Source organism: Mumia quercus (assembly GCF_025506335.1).
In the GTDB taxonomy this organism is placed as follows: domain Bacteria; phylum Actinomycetota; class Actinomycetes; order Propionibacteriales; family Nocardioidaceae; genus Mumia; species Mumia quercus.
Genome location: NZ_JANZYO010000005.1, coordinates 358,193 through 374,098, shown reverse-complemented (window position 1 = coordinate 374,098; position 15,906 = coordinate 358,193). Strand labels below are relative to the sequence as shown.

At 71.4% G+C, this 15,906-nt stretch carries 15 protein-coding genes; 1 reads left to right on the top strand and 14 read right to left on the bottom strand.

What is annotated here, in order from left to right:
* Window positions 1–29: 29 nt before the first annotated feature.
* Genes NYZ95_RS13985 through NYZ95_RS20460 form a run of 3 tightly spaced genes read right to left on the bottom strand, consistent with a single transcriptional unit; the run spans window position 30 to window position 2,421 of the window.
* The gene (locus NYZ95_RS13985) at window positions 30–977 is read right to left on the bottom strand and encodes an RluA family pseudouridine synthase (protein WP_262851920.1); all 948 of its coding nucleotides are present in this window, start codon (window positions 975–977) and stop codon (window positions 30–32) included.
* Complete coding sequence (gene lspA, locus NYZ95_RS13980) at window positions 974–1,477, bottom strand: signal peptidase II (protein WP_262851919.1); 504 nt, start codon at window positions 1,475–1,477, stop codon at window positions 974–976. The genes NYZ95_RS13985 and lspA overlap by 4 nt, the downstream gene beginning before the upstream one ends.
* 47 nt (window positions 1,478–1,524) lie before the next feature.
* Entirely contained in the window at window positions 1,525–2,421 is an 897-nt protein-coding gene (locus tag NYZ95_RS20460; protein WP_308212247.1) for a TraR/DksA family transcriptional regulator, read from the bottom strand.
* Between the two features lie 461 nt (window positions 2,422–2,882).
* Between NYZ95_RS20460 and ileS the strand changes: the two genes are divergently transcribed.
* Window positions 2,883–6,029: an isoleucine--tRNA ligase gene (ileS, locus tag NYZ95_RS13970; protein WP_262851918.1), complete on the top strand. Its 3,147-nt coding sequence runs from the start codon at window positions 2,883–2,885 to the stop codon at window positions 6,027–6,029.
* Between the two features lie 184 nt (window positions 6,030–6,213).
* Here ileS and NYZ95_RS13965 read toward each other — a convergent pair whose 3' ends face one another.
* From NYZ95_RS13965 to ftsW, 11 genes are all read right to left on the bottom strand, one after another.
* Entirely contained in the window at window positions 6,214–6,993 is a 780-nt protein-coding gene (locus NYZ95_RS13965; RefSeq protein WP_262851917.1) for a DivIVA domain-containing protein, read from the bottom strand.
* Window positions 6,994–7,120: 127 nt separating this feature from the next.
* The gene (locus NYZ95_RS13960) at window positions 7,121–7,414 is read right to left on the bottom strand and encodes a YggT family protein (protein WP_262851916.1); all 294 of its coding nucleotides are present in this window, start codon (window positions 7,412–7,414) and stop codon (window positions 7,121–7,123) included.
* A gap of 20 nt (window positions 7,415–7,434) precedes the next feature.
* Complete coding sequence (locus NYZ95_RS13955; protein WP_262851915.1) at window positions 7,435–7,935, bottom strand: cell division protein SepF; 501 nt, start codon at window positions 7,933–7,935, stop codon at window positions 7,435–7,437.
* Window positions 7,936–7,991: 56 nt separating this feature from the next.
* Window positions 7,992–8,705 carry a YggS family pyridoxal phosphate-dependent enzyme gene (locus NYZ95_RS13950; protein ID WP_262851914.1) on the bottom strand — a complete coding sequence of 238 codons (714 nt, stop codon included), beginning with the start codon at window positions 8,703–8,705 and terminating at the stop codon, window positions 7,992–7,994.
* Window positions 8,702–9,439: a peptidoglycan editing factor PgeF gene (pgeF, locus tag NYZ95_RS13945; RefSeq protein ID WP_262851913.1), complete on the bottom strand. Its 738-nt coding sequence runs from the start codon at window positions 9,437–9,439 to the stop codon at window positions 8,702–8,704. Before pgeF ends, NYZ95_RS13950 begins: the two co-directional genes overlap by 4 nt.
* A gap of 3 nt (window positions 9,440–9,442) precedes the next feature.
* A complete protein-coding gene (gene ftsZ / locus NYZ95_RS13940; protein ID WP_262852046.1) occupies window positions 9,443–10,699 on the bottom strand; it encodes a cell division protein FtsZ in 1,257 nt (418 codons plus the stop codon).
* Window positions 10,700–10,871: 172 nt separating this feature from the next.
* On the bottom strand, window positions 10,872–11,315 hold the full coding sequence (locus tag NYZ95_RS13935) for a hypothetical protein (protein WP_262851912.1): 444 nt from the start codon (window positions 11,313–11,315) through the stop codon (window positions 10,872–10,874).
* 43 nt (window positions 11,316–11,358) lie between these two features.
* Window positions 11,359–12,075, bottom strand: coding sequence for a cell division protein FtsQ/DivIB (locus NYZ95_RS13930; protein WP_262851911.1), 717 nt, complete (start codon window positions 12,073–12,075; stop codon window positions 11,359–11,361).
* Window positions 12,072–13,496 carry a UDP-N-acetylmuramate--L-alanine ligase gene (murC, locus tag NYZ95_RS13925; protein ID WP_262851910.1) on the bottom strand — a complete coding sequence of 475 codons (1,425 nt, stop codon included), beginning with the start codon at window positions 13,494–13,496 and terminating at the stop codon, window positions 12,072–12,074. Before murC ends, NYZ95_RS13930 begins: the two co-directional genes overlap by 4 nt.
* Entirely contained in the window at window positions 13,493–14,596 is a 1,104-nt protein-coding gene (gene murG, locus NYZ95_RS13920; protein ID WP_262852045.1) for an undecaprenyldiphospho-muramoylpentapeptide beta-N-acetylglucosaminyltransferase, read from the bottom strand. Before murG ends, murC begins: the two co-directional genes overlap by 4 nt.
* A gap of 1 nt (window position 14,597) precedes the next feature.
* Entirely contained in the window at window positions 14,598–15,869 is a 1,272-nt protein-coding gene (ftsW, locus tag NYZ95_RS13915; RefSeq protein ID WP_262851909.1) for a putative lipid II flippase FtsW, read from the bottom strand.
* Window positions 15,870–15,906 lie beyond the last annotated feature (37 nt).

Genomic DNA, 15,906 nt, shown 5'->3' with positions numbered 1-15,906 from the left:
GTTCAGGTTAGACGACCGGGGCTGACAGATTAGTCTGCCGCGCGGATGACCTCGAGGGCGTGCCGGAGATCGGCCGGGTACGGCGACTCGAACGTGATCCAGTCCCGCGTACGAGGGTGCTCGAAGCCGAGGCGCACGGCGTGCAGCCACTGCCGGTCGAGGCCCACCCGCTTGGTCAGCGTCGGGTCGGAGCCGTACAGCGGGTCACCGACGCACGGGTGCTTGAGAGCCGCCATGTGGACCCGGATCTGGTGCGTACGCCCGGTCTCGAGCTTGATCTCGAGCAGGCTCGCGAAGCGGTGCGCCTCGAGCGTCTCGTAGTGGGTGACGCTGGCGCGGCCGTCGGCCATCACCGCGAACTTCCAGTCGTGCTTGGGATGACGCCCGATCGGGGCGTCCACCGTGCCCTCCAACGGGTCCGGGTGGCCCTGGACCAGCGCGTGGTAGGTCTTGTCGACCTCGCGGTTGCGGAAGGCGCGCTTGAGGACGGTGTAGGCGTGCTCGGACTTCGCGACGACCATGAGGCCGCTGGTCCCGACGTCGAGCCGCTGGACGATGCCCTGACGCTCAGGGGCGCCCGAGGTGCTGATCCGGAACCCGGCGCCGGCGAGATGGCCGACGACCGTCGGGCCGGTCCAGCCGACGCTCGGGTGCGCGGCGACGCCGGCGGGCTTGTCGACCACGACGATCTCGTCGTCGTCGTGCACGATCCGCAGGTCCTCCACGATCTCCGGGACCACCTCGGCGACGTCGCGCCGGCGCGGGATCGTCACCTCGAGGAAGGCACCCGCCTCGACGCGGTCCGACTTCGCCGCGGGCTGGTGGTCCACCGTCACGTGGCCGTCGGCGACCAGCTCGGCCGCCCGCGTACGGGAGAGGCCGAGCAGGCGGGCGAGGGCTGCGTCGAGCCGCTCGCCCGCCAGGCCGTCAGGCACGAAGTACGCCCGTTGCTCAGCCCCGACGGGATCTGCCGTCATGCCGACTCCTCGGACGCCTTCTTGGACACCTTCGTGCCGTCGAGGCCGACTCCGCGGATCGTCTGGACGACGATGATCACCGCAGCCACGTTGATCATGACGTCGGCGATGTTGAAGACCGGCCAGCTGGGCGGCCAGTCGGGGAACTGCAGGAAGTCGACCACGTGCCCCTGGAGGGGCGACGGCTCGCGGAAGACCCGGTCGGTGAGGTTCCCGAGCGCTCCTGCCAGCAGAAGGCCGAGGCCGATCGCCCACATCGGGTCGCGGAGCTGGCGCGCCATCCGGATCACGACGATGCACACCGTCAACGCGATGACCGTGAGGACGATCGTGAACCCCGTCGCCATCCCGAAGGCGGCGCCGGGGTTGCGCAGGAAGGTCAGGTGCAGGACGTGGGGGATGACGACGACCGGGTCCGCGTCTTCGAGGCGGGCGACGGCGACGATCTTGGTGATGAGGTCGGTGAGGTAGCCGAGAACTGCCACCACCCCGAAGAGCACGATCCTCTTCGAGCGTGCTCGGGGGTGGACGGGGTCGCTCTCGGGGGTCAGCGACGTTCCTCGCGTTGCTTGCATGTCATGCACAGTGTGGCACGCGGGAACGCCATCAACCGCATCTTCCCGATCGGCTGCCCGCAGTTCTCGCAGTTGCCGTACGTCCCGGACTCGATCCGCTCGAGGGCCTTCTCGACCTGGACGAGCAGCTCGCGGTGGTTGGCCACGAGCGACATCTCGGCGTCGCGCTCCAGCGACGTGGACCCCACGTCGGCCTGGTCGTTGCCGGCGCCGTCGACGCCCCCGCTGAGCAGGTCGGCGAGCCCGCGCTCGGCGATCCCGATCTCCTCGAGGAGCCGCGTACGGTCTGCGACCAGCCCGTCACGCACCTCTCCCAGCTCTTCGGCGGTCCAAGGCGTCTCGTCCGGCTTGACCGCAAGCGATCCCGGCGTTGCCACAGTGGGGTTGGTCACAGTCTTCTTCGCTCCTGTCGTACGGGACTTCTTCGCCGCGGCTTTCTTCGCGGTCGTCTTCTTGGTGGGCGCCTTCTTGGTGGGCGCCTTCTTGGCCGCGGCCTTCTTCGCGGGCGCTGCCTTGGTGGCCGTCGCCTTCTTGGCCGTCGTGGTCTTCTTGGCGGCGGTCTTCTTCGCCGTGCTCTTCTTCGCGGGCGCTGCCTTCTTGGCCGTGGCCTTCTTGCTCGCTGCCTTCTTCGCGGGCGCTGCCTTCTTCGCGGCGGCCTTCTTCGCGGGCGCTGCCTTCTTCGCGGCGGCCTTCTTCGCGGGCGCTGCCTTCTTCGCGGCGGTCTTCTTGGCCGGCGCGGACTTCTTCGCCGGCGCGGACTTCTTCGCGGGTGCCTTCTTGGCCGCCCCCACCTTGCGCGCGGCAGCCTTCACCGCTGCGGCGCCGCGGCTCACCGCGCTCGCCTCTCGCGTCTTGGTCGTGCTTGCCATCTCTGAGCCCCCTCGATGTGCACGAAATGCCACACATCGAGGCGATCCGCTCTGGATTGCCTCGATGTGACGTGGTGCCCGAACTGTAGGCGCGGCCTGAGCGGTTCACAAGCCGATTTGCCGCGTGTCGCCCTGGACGAAACCCCCGCGCCCCCATTCGGTGCTCTGCACTAGACTTGCCGGAGCCGCAGGTATCGATGGGGACACGCGACGAACGACCCCTGTGCCGAAGCGATCCGGGGACGGTGGGAGCCCGGAGCACAGCCGCTCGCCGCATCACCCCGGAGCCGCCGGAAGAACACCTCGTACGGCCCGCCGGACGAGGTCAGTAGACCCGCGCAGCGGCACGCCACGAGAGGGCGTACGCCTCGCCGTACGCCAAGGAGGGTGGTACCGCGGGGCCGTGAGGCCTCGTCCCTTCGCCAAGCCGAGCACCACTGCAGACTTGTCGGAGGAAGCCCGTGACCGCCGCGTACCGTCCCGTCCCCGCCCATGTGGACCTCCCTGCCATGGAACGCGACGTCATCGCGCTCTGGGAGAGCGAGGGCACCTTCGAGGAGTCCCTCGCCCGCCGCGAGGGCGCTCCCCGCTGGACCTTCTACGAGGGCCCACCCACCGCCAACGGCACGCCGGGCGTCCACCACGTGGAGGCGCGCGTGTTCAAGGACGTCTTCCCGCGCTTCCGCACGATGCAGGGCTACCTCGTCGAGCGCAAGGGAGGGTGGGACTGTCACGGCCTCCCCGTGGAGATCGCCGTCGAGAAGGAGCTCGGCTTCAACGGCAAGCCGGACATCGAGGCGTTCGGCGTCGCCGAGTTCAACGCCAAGTGCCGCGAGGCCGTGCTGCGTAACGTCGACCTGTTCGAGCAGATGACCGAGCGGATGGGCTACTGGGTCGACACCGAGGACCCGTACCGCACCATGGACACCCCGTACGTCGAGAGCGTGTGGTGGGCCCTCCAGCAGATCTTCGAGAAGGGGCTGCTCAAGGAGGACTACCGCGTCGCCCCGTACTGCCCGCGCTGCGGCACCGGCCTGTCCGACCACGAGCTCGCCCAGGGGTACGAGACCGTCGTCGACCCGTCGGTCTACGTCCGGTTCCCTCTGACCTCCGGACCGCTGGCCGGCGAGGCGTCGCTGCTGGTCTGGACGACGACGCCGTGGACGCTCGTGTCCAACGCCCTGGTGGCCACGAAGGCCGAGGTCACCTACGTTGCCGCGAGCAACGGCCACGAGACCCTCGTGGTGGCGGAGCCGCTGATGGACCAGGTGCTCGGCGAGGGGTGGACCGTCGACGCACGTTTCGAGGGCACCGACCTCGTCGGCTGGACGTATCAGCGCCCGTTCGAGATCGTCGAGTGGCCGGGCCGCGCGCACTTCGTGGTCAACGAGGAGTACGTGACGACCGAGGACGGCACCGGTCTGGTGCACCAGTCTCCCGCCTTCGGCGAGGACGACTTCCAGTCCTGCCGGCGCAACGGCGTCGAGATGGTCAACCCGATCGACCCCACCGGGCACTTCTTCGCCGACCTCGATCTCATCGGCGGCGCGTTCTTCAAGAAGGCCGACGCGACGCTCGTCGACGACCTCGAGGCGCGTGGACTGCTGTTCCGCCACGTCCCGTACGAGCACACGTACCCGCACTGCTGGCGCTGCCACACGCCGCTGATGTACTACGCCTCCCCCGCGTGGTACGTCCGTACGACGGCCGCCAAGGACGCGCTGCTGCGGGAGAACGAGGGCACCAACTGGTTCCCCGAGACGATCAAGTGGGGCCGGTACGGCGACTGGCTCCGCAACAACATCGACTGGTCCCTGTCGCGCAACCGCTACTGGGGTACGCCGCTGCCGATCTGGCGCAATGACGCCGACCCGTCCAAGCTGGTCTGCGTCGGGTCGCTGGCCGAGCTGTCCGAGCTCAGCGGGCGGGACCTCGCCGGCCTCGACCCCCACCGCCCGTACATCGACGACGTCACCTTCACCCTCGACGGCGAGGAGGGCACCTACCGGCGTGTGCCGGAGGTGATCGACGCCTGGTTCGACTCCGGCTCGATGCCGTTCGCGCAGTGGGGCTACCCGCACCTGCCCGGGTCCGAGGAGAAGTTCCGCCAGGCGTTCCCCGCCCAGTACATCTGCGAGGCGATCGACCAGACGCGTGGCTGGTTCTACTCGCTGATGGCCGTCTCGACGCTCGTCTTCGACCAGAACTCGTACGAGAACGTCGTCTGCCTCGGCCACATCCTCGCCGAGGACGGCCGCAAGATGTCCAAGCACCTCGGCAACATCCTGCTGCCGGTCCCGCTCATGGACGAGCACGGCGCGGACGCCGTCCGGTGGTTCATGGCGTGCTCCGGCTCGCCGTGGCAGGCGCGGCGGGTCGGTCACGGCGCGCTGCAGGAGATCGTCCGCAAGGTCCTCCTGACGTACTGGAACACCGTCGCGTTCCACGCCCTGTACGCCCGTACGGCGGGGTGGTCGCCGGCCGACGGCGCGCCGCCGGTCGCGGAGCGTCCGGTGCTCGACCGGTGGCTGACCTCACGCACCCAGGAGCTGGTCAGCGAGGTGACGACGTGCCTCGAGCGCTTCGACACCCAGCGCAGCGGTGCCCTGCTGTCGCAGTTCATCGACGACCTGTCCAACTGGTACGTCCGCCGGTCGCGGCGTCGGTTCTGGGACGGGGACCCGTCGGCGCTCGCGACGCTGCACGAGACGCTCGACGTGCTGACGCGCCTGATGGCGCCGCTGACGCCGTTCGTGACCGAGCGCGTGTGGCAGGACCTGTTCCGTCCGGCCGACCCGGAGGCCGCGGCCTCGGTGCACCTCGCGTCCTGGCCCGTCGCCGAGGAGACGCTGGTCGTGAAGGGGCTCGACGAGCAGGTCGCGCTCGCCCGCCGGATCACCGAGCTCGGCCGCGCCGCTCGCGCGGAGGCCAAGGTCCGTACGCGCCAGCCGCTGCGACGCGCCCTGGTGCCCTCGCGCGCCTGGGACCAGCTCGGTGCCGAGCTGCGGACGGAGGTCTGTGACGAGCTCAACGTCGGCAGCCTCGAGTCGCTCGCCGGCGCCGGAGGGGACCTGGTCGAGTACTCGGCGAAGGGCAACTTCCGCAGCCTCGGCAAGCGCTTCGGCAAGCAGACGCCCACGGTCGCCTCGGCCGTCGCGGCCGCGGACGCCGCTGCACTCGCGGCCGGCGTCGCCGACGGCGGCGCGTTCACGCTGGACCTCGAGGTCGAGGGCGAGCCCGTCTCCGTGACCGCGGACGACGTCATCGTCTCCGAGCGACCCCGCGAGGGCTGGGCGGTCGTCAACGACCAGGGCGAGACCGTCGCCCTCGACCTCGAGCTCGACGACGCGCTGATCCGCGCCGGCGTGGCCCGAGAGGTCGTCCGGATGCTCCAGGAGGCACGCAAGAACGCCGGGCTCGAGGTCAGCGACCGCATCCGGGTGACCTGGTCGGCCACCGGTGACGCGGCCGACGCCCTCCGCACCCACACCGACCAGATCGCCGGCGAGGTGCTCGCGCGGGAGCTGACGGAGGGTGCCGCGCTCGAGGGCGGGTTCACCGCCACCGACGAGGACCTCGGCGTCACCGTCTCGCTCGTCAAGGCCTGACAGCCCGTGGGTGAGGCTCCGCTGGGATACCCCAGCGGAGCCTCACCGACCCCACGGGGCCCGCTCGGGGCAGTGCACGTTCGCTGGGGTACCCGAGCGGGGCGGCCGGGCAAGGCCAGGACACAGACAGAGGGCCCCGTACGACCTTGCGGTCGTACGGGGCCCTCTCTGTCGTACGGGTGGCTCAGGAGCGCACGTCGTCGTCGCCGAAGAGCGACTTGAGGCGGCGCGGAGCGTGCTCCGGGGTGGAGCTGTGCACGGCGGCGGGAGCCGGAGCCGAGGTCGGGAGCGCTGCGGCGACCGACTGCTCACCCTCCAGGTGCGACAGCTGCGCCTGGAAGTAGCTCTTGAGGCGGCTGCGGTACTCGCGCTCGAAGGTGCGCAGACGCTCCACCTCGCGGTTGAGGTCGTCACGCTCCTTCTCGATGTTGCCGAACGCCTGCTGGCGGCGCTCTGCCGTCTCCGCGTCGAGCTTCTGGGCACGCATGCGGGCCTCGCTCTCGAGGCGCTCGGCCTTGCCACGCGCCTCGTTCTCGACGCGGTCGGCCTTGGTGCGGGCCTCGCCGAGGATACGGTCGGCCTCGTTCTTGGCCGCCTCGACGAGCTCGTCGGCGTTGTGCGTCGCGATCTCCAGGAGCCGCGCGGCCGCGCTCGACGCGTCGCCGACCGAGGAGGTCGGGGCGGCGGCAGGCACCGGGGTCGGTGCGGGCGGCGGCGGCGGAGCAGCGATCGGGGCCGGAGCCGGGGCAGGGGCGCGGAAGGTGTCGAACGAAGAGGTCGACGAGCCGGAGCCGGTCGAGGCGGCGGCAAGCTTGCTCCGCAGGTCCTCGTTCTCCAGGGTCAGACGCTCGAGCTCGGCCTCGACCTCGTCGAGGAACTGATCGACCTCGCCCATGTCGTAGCCCTCACGAAGCCTGACCGGGGTAAATCGCTTGTTCCGCACGTCCTCTGGCGTCAACGGCATGGTTTCACCTCGGGGTCATGTTTCATCGGACAGTCCTGACAACGGTACTCGGTGGGGGAAGCAGTGCCTGCGGCACCCTGCGGGAGACCACACTAGTGCGGCTCCCTCCCCCGATGAAGTGTCCTGCTCACCTGAAGAAGATCTGTGCATTGATGATCTGCAGGAGGTAGAGCCCGATCAGCAGCACCATCGGCGACAGGTCGAGTGCCATCCCGCCGAGACGGAGCGGCGGGATGACCCGGCGCACGGCGCGCATCGGGGGGTCCGTCACAGAGTAGACGGCCTCGCAAAGGACGAGCACGAAACCCTTGGGCTGCCACGAGCGCGACAGCACCTGGACCCAGTCGATGATGAAGCGGGCCAGCAAGAGCAGGATGCAAGCCCACAGGATGAAGTTGATGATCTCGCCGGCAACGACCATGGACGACAGTGTGCCTCGCGTCAGCTCTGGTTGAAGAACCCGCCCTGCGCAAGGCGCTGGCGGTCCTCGGCCGTCACGGTCACGTTCGGCGGCGACAGCAGGAAGACCTTGTTGGTGATCCGCTCGATCGAGCCATAGACGGCGAAGATCAGGCCCGCGGCGAAGTCGACGAGACGCTTGGCGTCGTTGTCGTCCATCTCCGTGAGGTTCATGATGACCGGGGTGCCCTCGCGGAAGTGCTCGCCGATCGTGCGTGCCTCGTTGTACGTCCGCGGGTGCAGGGTCGTGATCCTGGTGAACTCCGCCGGAGCCGGGACAGCCGTGGGCCCGGGCGTAGGAGCAGGGCGACGACGCTCGTCGATGCGTGCCACGGTGCGAGACTCGACGTCGTGCGCGGCAGGCCGTGCCGCGGGACGACGGGGCGTCTCCATGTCCGTCTCGTAGTCGTCGTAGTCGTCGTACTCGCCCGACTGCTCGACGAGGCCGAGGTACTCACCCATCTTGCGCATCGCGCCAGCCATCGCCTGACCTCCCTGGAACCACTTCGGGTTGAACGGTGCTCACTGTCGCACTCAACCTACCCGAGCGGTGGCCTCTCTCCGAGCACTGAACGCCCGATCCTTACGTGTGTCGCGCCGTGTCGTACGGCGGCCTCGAGGTCCCCGCTCATGCCCGCCGAGATCGCCGTCGCCCCGGGGAAGGTGGCGGCCAGGCTGGCCGAGATCTCGGCCAGCCGCGCGAACGCCGGGTCGGGGTCGGCGCCCAGCGGGGCGACCGCCATGACCCCGCCGAGGACGAGTCCCTCGGCGGCGGCGACCCGCTCGCCGAGCGCGAGGACGTCGCCCGGATCGGCACCCGCGCGCCCGACCGGGTCGTCGTCGCGGCCCTCGAGGTTGACCTGGATCAGCACCTCGACCTCGCGGCCGGCCTGGACGGCGCCCTTCGCGAGGGCGTCGACGAGCCGTGGGCGGTCGACGGAGTGGACGACGTCGGCATAGCGGGCGACGGCGGCCGCCTTGTTCGTCTGGAGAGCCCCGACGAAGTGCCAGCGCAGGCCTGCAGCCTGTTCGCCGGCCTCGTCACGCTTGCGGGCCGCCTCGGGGTGGCGGTTCTCCCCCACGTCGGTGACGCCGAGCGCGGCCAGGTCGACGACGTCGGAGGCGGGGTACGTCTTGGTCACCACGACGAGGGTCACCGAGTCGGGCGCGCGTCCCGCCTCGGTCGCCGCGTCGGCGATGCGGCGGCGTACGGACTCGAGGTTGCGGGAGAGCTCCTCGCGACGGGTGCTCACGGGCGGATCCGTACGAGCCCGCCGAGCCTGCCGGACTTCTCGCCCTGCCGCCGGTACGAGAAGTAGCGTTCCTCGTCCTCGTAGGTGCAGACCGCGTGCTCGGAGGCCAGGTCGTGCACGCTCACTCCGACTTTCTCCAGCTGTTCGGCGGCCGCGGCGGCGAGGTCCAGCGCCGGCGTGCCCCAGGTCGTCTCCGCCCACGCGACGGGAAGGCGTGCGGCGACCTCGCCACGCATCTCCTCGGGCACCTCGTAGCAGCGCCCGCAGATCCGCGGACCGATCCAGGCGCTGATCTGCCGGGCTCCGAGGTCGCGCATCGCCTCGGCGGTCGCCGCGGCGACGTCGAGGACGACTCCCCTGCGGCCGGCGTGCGCGACGCCGACCACCCGGGCCTCGTCGTCCGCGAGCACGATGGGCAGGCAGTCGGCGACGCGGACCACCAGGACCGCGCCCGGCCGGGCGGTGACGAGCGCGTCGGCCTCCGGAGGCACCGTGTCCGGGGCACCGTCGACGACGTGCACCTCGGCTCCGTGCACCTGCCGCATCAGCCACGCCTCGGCCGGGTCTCCTCCGAGCGCCTGGACGGCCGCGGCCACATTGCGCCGGACCGAGTCCTCGTCGTCACCGTTGCTCGCGGCCAGGTTGAGCGAGGCCCATGGGCCCGTGCTGACACCTCCCTGCCGGTCGGTGAACGCCAGGTCCACGTGCGGCAGGGACTCCTCGTAGGCGAACATCTCCTACTTCAGGAAGTCGGGGATGTCGAGGTCGTCCTCGAACGGGTCGGCCTGGCGCTTCGGCGGGACCGGACGGGTGCCGTTGCCCACGCCGCCCGCGGTGGCCGGCGCGTTCGTGGACGTGCCGTTGGTCGACGGACGCTCCTGCGCGGCGTCGGAACCCGCGGCGCGGACTCCGACCGGGGTCCGCTCGTGGCTGGGCGAAGGCGCCTCCTCACGGGCGGCCGGCGCGGAAGGGGCCTCCTTCTGGACCGGACGCGCGGGGGCGGCCTCACGGCGCAGCGCCGGACGCGACGCGTCGCGACGCTTGGGCGTCCCGCCGTCGAAACCTGCCGCGATCACCGTGACGCGGACCTCGTCGCCCAGCGCGTCGTCGATCACGGCGCCGAAGATGATGTTGGCCTCGGCGTGCGCGGCCTCGCTGACCAGCGCGGCGGCCTCGTTGATCTCGAACAGACCCAGGTCGGACCCGCCGGCGATGGAGAGCAGCACCCCGTGGGCGCCGTCGATCGACGCCTCGAGCAGCGGGCTGGAGACCGCCATCTCGGCCGCCGCCACCGCGCGGTCGTCGCCGCGGGCCGAGCCGATGCCCATGAGGGCCGAGCCGGCGTCCGACATGACGGACTTCACGTCGGCGAAGTCGAGGTTGATCAGGCCGGGGGTCGTGATGAGGTCCGTGATGCCGGAGACGCCCTGCAGGAGGACCTGGTCGGCCTGCTTGAAGGCGTCGATCATCGTGACGTTGCGGTCGCTGATCGACAGGAGCCGGTCGTTCGGGATGACGATGAGGGTGTCGACCTCTTCGCGCAGCGACTCGATGCCGTCGTCGGCCTGGTTGGCGCGACGGCGCCCTTCGAACGAGAAGGGGCGCGTGACGACGCCGATGGTCAGCGCGCCGAGCGACCGGGCGATGCGCGCGACCACGGGTGCGCCGCCGGTGCCGGTGCCGCCGCCCTCACCCGCGGTGACGAACACCATGTCGGCGCCCTTGAGGACCTCCTCGATGTCGTCGGCGTGGTCCTCTGCGGCCTGGCGGCCGGTGTCGGGGTTGGCGCCCGCACCGAGGCCGCGGGTCAGCTCGCGTCCGATGTCGAGCTTGACGTCGGCGTCGCTCATCAGCAGCGCCTGGGCGTCGGTGTTGATCGCGATGAACTCGACTCCCTTGAGGCCGGCCTCGATCATGCGGTTGACGGCGTTGACGCCGCCTCCTCCGATACCGACCACCTTGATCACGGCCAGGTAGTTCTGAGCTGCCACGATGGTGCCCCTCACATGCTTGGTGTCTCGAGCCGAACCCTAACCCTCTACTTCAGGGTTATAGTTATGTCAACCTCGGCGTTCTGTGACGAACCTACGGGGTGCCCGCGCGGCCTCGGCGCCGACACGCCGCCGCGACGTGGGCCACAGAGGATTTGCCTCGCGTACGAAGGACTCAGCGGGCCAGCGGCGGATGGGCCGACGACGCGGGAGCGCGCAGGAGACCGAGGACGAGGTTCGCGCCGGCCGCCACCAGGGACACCGTGACAGCACGCGACATCTCCTCGTCCGCGACGAGATCCAGGTACGACGACACGGCCGTCCACCCCAACGGCACGGCCGGCAGCCACGCCACGGCCAGGACGACGAACCCCACCGCCCTCCCCCGCCAGAGCATCGCGCCGGCGACGCCGGCGAGCAGGAGCACGGCGACGGACCCGACGAGCGACCAGAAGAGCATCGCCTCCGACAGCAGCGGCGCGGTGGTCAGAGCGAGCTGCTTCGTGAGCTCGACGAACGCCCACGCCGTGATCGCCAGCGCCGCCACGCCCAGCACGACGCACTGGGCGATCCCGACGGCTGCCGTGCCCCTGGTCGCGCGGCGTGGAGCGGCGCTCATGCCGCGGAGCGTACTCGCGCACCTCCTGGCGCGCGACTCGTGCTCACGGCACGATCGTCGGGCGCTCCGGTGCACTCACGTCGTAGGCCTTCGCCTCTCGGGCGAGCAGCGCGGCGAGGACCTCCGCCTTCAGGTCCGCGTGGTCCGCACTCCCCCACGCGACCTCGGCTCCGTCGCGCAGCTCGAGGGTGATCGCGTCCCGGCTGCCCACGCGGACCTCGCGCACCTTGCGCGCGAGCGAGCCGTCCATCGCCGAGACCGCCTGCGCGACCTCCTTCAGGGCCTCCGAGCGCGGCCCGGAGCCAGGGGCCAGCTCGACCGACGGCAGCCGGCGCGGCGGCTTGCCCGCCGGCGGGTAGACGACGCCCTCGGAGTCGATCAGGCGGACGTCGTCACCCCCGGACAGCCGCGCCACGGGGCGGCGCTCGACGACGTCCAGCACCACGGTCCGCGGCCACTGGCGACGGACCTCGACCGAAGCCACCTGCGGGATCTCCTCGACGCGCTCGCGAACCGCCTGCACGTCCAGGCGCGCGAGCGGCCGGCCGTCCGGGACCGCCGCCTGCTCACGGACGTCCGCCGCACCGATCGTCGCGGCACCTCGGACGTCGACGTGGTGGGCACCGAGGAGCGGGGTCTCGAGCACCGTCCACGTGAGCCCCCCGACCGCCGCCAGGAACACGGCGACGAGCAGGTACGGACGCAGCCGCTGGAACCGCGCCCTCCAGCGGCGCCCCGCGAACCGGTCCGTCACCGTCACCTCGCCGCTGTCCTCTCCTCCAGCCGCGCCACCAGGCGCGGACCGACCGTCGTGATGTCCCCGGCTCCGAGCAGGAGGACGAGGTCCCCGCGCCGGGCGAGCGAGGCGAGCTGGGCGTCGAGCGTCGCGGGCGGCTCACCGGCGTGCACGACGTCGGCGGGCAGCCCGACCGCGTCACGGACGAGCTGGCCGGTGACGGATGGGTCCGGGTCCTCGCGGGCCAGGTAGATCTCCGTGACGACCACCTCGTCGGCGGCCCCGAGGGCGCGGCCCATCGCCTCGCCGAAGATCCGCGTCCGGCTGACCAGGTGCGGCTGGAAGGCGACGAGCACCCTCGCCTCGCCGGCCAGCGCGCGTGCGGCCTCCAGGTCGCCGGCGATCTCGACGGGGTGGTGCGCGTACGAGTCGTAGACGCGCACGCCGTCACCCTCCCCGACCAGCTCCATGCGGCGGCTGGCGCCGACGTAGCTGCCGAGACCGTCGGCAGCGTCGGCGAACGACGCGCCGCACTCGAGGGCGGCGGCGAGCGCGCAGAGGGCATCGGCGACGTAGTGCTGCCCCGGCACCTGGAGCATCACGCGGCCCAGCTCGTCGTCACCGCGGACCACGGTGAAGGAGGTGCCGCCGCCGGAGGTGAGCAGGTCGACGCCGCGCAGGTCGGTGCCCGCGCCGAGTCCGGTCGTGATGACCCTCAGACCGCGCTCGCGGGCGCGCTCGGCCAGCCTGCTCGCACCGGGGTCGTCCGCGCACAGCACGAGGAAGCCGGCGGGGTCGATCCGGTCGACGAAGTCGCCGAACGCGGCCTCGTACGCCTCGGGGGTCCCCCAGACGTCCAGGTGGTCGGCGTCGACGTTGGTGACGATCGCCCCGTACGGCTCGTAGACGAGGAACGCGCCGTCGCTCTCGTCGGCCTCGGCCACGAACCACGAGCCGCCGCCGGCGTGGGCGTTGGTCCCCAGGGACGGCACCGGCGCGCCGATCGCGTACGACGGGTCGAGGCCGGCGCGCACCAGGGCGGTCGCGAGCATCGACGTGGTGGTCGTCTTGCCGTGGGTGCCGGCGACGGCCACGACGTCGCGCCCGATCATCACCGACTGGAGACCGGCCGAGCGCGGGTAGAGGCGCAGGCCGCGGGCCCGTGCCGCCACGATCTCAGGGTTGTCCTCGCGCACCGCGGTGGACGCGACCACCGTCTGGGCGTCGCCGAGGTTGTCGGCCGCCTGGCCGACGTGGACGACCGCGCCGTCGGACTCCAGCGCCCGCAGCACCGGCGAGTCCTGCGCGTCGCTGCCCTGGACGGCGACCCCGCGCTCGAGCATGATCCGCGCGATCGCCGAGAGCCCGGCGCCGCCGATGCCGACGAAGTGGACCGTTCCGAGCTCCTCGGCGGGAGCGATGGTCGAGGGGACGTCGATCCTCATCCCCGGCCCGCCTCCGTGCCTGCCGCCGCCAGCACCTCGCGGGCGAGCACGTCGTCGGCGTCACGAGGCATGAGGTCGGACGCCGCAGCCGACATCCGCTCCAGCCGCGAGGAGTCGCGCAAGAGCGACACGACCGCGGTGGAGACCCACTCGGGCGTCAGCGCGGCGTCCTCCACGAGGATGCCGCCGCCGGCGCCGACGACGGGGTGGGCGTTGAGCGCCTGCTCGCCGTTGCCGATCGGCAGCGGCACGAAGACGGCCGGCAGCCCGACGGCCGCGACCTCGGCAACCGTGTTGGCGCCGGAGCGGCACACGATCGCGTCGGCGGCGGCGTACGCGAGGTCGATCCGCTCGATGAACGGGAGCGTCACGTACGGCGGCTCGCCCGGCGCCCGCTCCACCTGGGCCTCCTCGACGCGGCCGGCGGCGTGCAGCACCTGGATGCCTGCGGCGGCGAGCTCGTCTGCGGCGCCGGAGACCGCCTGGTTGATCCGGCGCGCCCCCTGCGAGCCGCCGGTCACCAGCAGCGTCGGGAGGTCGGGGTCGAGCCCGAACTCCGCCCGCGCCTGGGCACGCTCCGCCGCGCGGTCGAGGTGCGCGATCTGCTCGCGCATCGGCAGGCCGATGTAGCGCGAGTGGGCGAGCGGGGTCTCCGGGAAGCTCGTGAACACGCGCTCGGTGAAGCGCGCACCGAGCTTGTTCGCGACACCGGGCAGCGCGTTCTGCTCGTGCACGACGATGGGGATCTTGCGCTTGCGGGCCACGAGGTACGCCGGGACGGAGACGTAGCCCCCGAACCCGACGACGACGTCGGGACGCACGCGGTCGAACACCTCACCCGTCGCCTTGACCGTGCCGGCGAGCTTGCCCGGCACCTTCAGGAGGTCGGTGCCGATGCTGCGCGGCAGCGGCACCGCGGGCACCAGCTCCAGCGGATATCCCGCCTGCGGCACCAGCGTCACCTCCAGCCCGCGCGGTGTCCCGAGCGCCGTGATCTCGGCGTCGGGAGCGAGCCGGCCGACCGCGCCCGCGGTCGCCAGCAGAGGTGAGGTGTGGCCGGCGGTTCCTCCACCGGCCAGCAGGACGCGTAGCGCCACCAGGTCATCCTTCCTCTCGGACGGTACGTCCGACGGGTCGTGGTGCGGGGTTCGACGGTCTCTGCACCTTCCCGGGCCGGTGCTCGGTGCGCCGGCCGCGTCGGCGGCGGTGCGCGCGAAGGGCGGCAGCCGCCCCCGGCTCGGTCCGTGCGAAGTTCGCCAGCAGGGCGAGCGCGACGACGGTCGGGACGAGTGCAGACCCACCGTACGAGATGAGGGGCAGCGGGATGCCGATGACCGGCAGCATCCCCAGCACCATGCCGATGTTGATGATCGTCTGGACCATCAGCCACACCGTGATGCCGGCCGCCGCGTAGCGCGCGAACGGGTCGCGGGCACGGCGGGCGATCCGGAAGCCCACGTACGCGAGCAGGCCGAAGAGGAGCAGCACGCACAGCGCGCCCACGAGGCCGAGCTCCTCGCCGATCACCGCGAACACGAAGTCGGTGTGGGCACCCGGGAGCGAGCCCCACTTCTGGCGACTGCCTCCGAGACCGACACCGAGCCACTGACCGGTCGCCAGTCCCATGAGCCCGTGCGCGGCCTGGTAGCCGCTCCCCTGGGCGTCGGCGAACGGGTCGGTGAAGGACGTGATGCGCTTGATCCGCTCCTCGCTCGCCTGGACGAAGTAGAGGGCGAGCGTCGCGGTCCCCAAGAGCGCGACGAGGAAGGCGCGCCCCGGCAGCCCGGCCACGAACAGCATGCCGAGGATGATCGCGAACAGCACGAGCGCGGTCCCGAGGTCGCGCTGGAGCACGACGAGCATCGCGACGAAGCCCGTGACGGGCACCATCGGGATCAGCACGTGCTTGGGGTCGCGCAGCAGGCGCTGCTTGCGGGCGTACAGGTCGGCGGTCCACAGCACGACCGCGAGCTTGGCGATCTCGGAGGGCTGGATCAGGAACGGCCCGCCGAAGTCGAGCCAGTTGCGGTTGCCGCGGACCTCGTAGCCCAGCGGGGTGAACGTGAGCGCGAGCAGCACGAGCGCGAGGAGCAGCAGCGGGTAGACGCACCACCGCAGCATCCGCAGCGGCACCTTCCACGCGATCGCCCCGAAGACGAGCGCGGCCACCAAGAACCCCGCCTGCCGCCCCGCGAGGGCGTACGGGCTCCCGCTGTTCTGGTACGAGGTGACCGAGCTCGAGCTGAGCACCATCACCATGCCGAAACCGATCAGGAGGCCGGAGACGGCGAGGACGAGGTAGTACGACGTCAGCGGCTTCTCGAGCACCTCGCGTACGGTCGCGGTCCACGACTGCCTGTCGGACCTGCTCACCGCGCGCCTCCCGCTGCTGGACGTCGAAGGCGTCGAG